The following is a 1069-nucleotide window of genomic DNA, read 5'->3' as shown; positions in this document are numbered from 1 at the left end:
AGCGTCATTTGTCATGCACCGGACGGTTGGACGTCGGTGCCAATTTTCTTGGGAACAATCACTCTTCGTCGGGCTTTGAGCACGCGTGACAAGTTCATCTTTGGAGAAGTCCGATGAAAGCACTGACCTGGCACGGCAAGGGCGACATGCGCTGCGAAAGCGTGCCCGATCCCGAAATTGAACATGGCCGCGACGCCATCATCAAGGTGACCGCCTGCGCCATCTGCGGTTCGGATCTTCACATTTTCGACGGCGTCATTCCCTCGATGGAACACGGGGACATCATCGGTCACGAAACCATGGGCGAAGTCGTCGAGGTCGGTGCCGACAACAAGGCGTTGAAAGTGGGCGACCGCGTCGTCGTGCCGTTCACCATCGCCTGCGGCGAATGCTTCTTTTGCAAGAAGGGCTATTTTTCAGGCTGCGAGCGGTCCAACCCCGACAAAGCAAAGGCCGCGAAACTTTGGGGAAGCTCGCCGGCGGGGCTTTTTGGTTATTCGCACCTTCTTGGCGGCTACAGCGGCGGTCAGGCAGAATATCTGCGCGTGCCCTACGCCGATGTGGGGCCAATGAAGGTGCCGGACGGTCTATCGGACGAACAGGTGCTGTTTCTTTCCGACATTTTCCCGACGGGGTTTATGGCAGCGGAATTCTGCAATATCCAGGAGGGAGACACCATCGCCATCTGGGGTTGCGGACCAGTCGGACAAATGGCGATCCGCAGCGCTTTCCTGCTTGGTGCCGATCGGGTTCTCGCCATCGACACCGTTGCCGAACGGCTGACCTTGGCGCAGTCAAGCGGAGCAGAAACCCTCGATTTCCGGCACGAGGATATTTATGACCGGATCATGGAGTTGACGAACGGCAGAGGCGCTGACGCATGTATCGACGCCGTCGGCACCGAGCCGGATACCTTGGCAAGCTTCGATTCCGTGGTCGACCGCATCAAGGTTGCAACCTTCATGGGCACCGACCGGCCGCACGTGCTGCGTCAGGCGATCCACTGCTGCCGCAACTTCGGCACGGTGTCCATTGTTGGCGTCTATGGCGGCTTCGTTGATAAAATCCC

General features: G+C 58.6%; 1 protein-coding gene. It reads left to right on the top strand.

The features are described from left to right. Positions 1-113: 113 nt before the first annotated feature. A partial coding sequence (locus PHA01_RS29110; protein ID WP_271899723.1) for a zinc-dependent alcohol dehydrogenase occupies positions 114-1069 on the top strand: 956 nt, incomplete at its 3' end.

Source organism: Candidatus Phyllobacterium onerii, assembly GCF_028331445.1.
Classification (GTDB): domain Bacteria; phylum Pseudomonadota; class Alphaproteobacteria; order Rhizobiales; family Rhizobiaceae; genus Phyllobacterium; species Phyllobacterium onerii.
The sequence above is the reverse complement of the archived record's forward strand: the minus strand, read 5'-3'. Positions and strand labels throughout refer to the sequence as shown.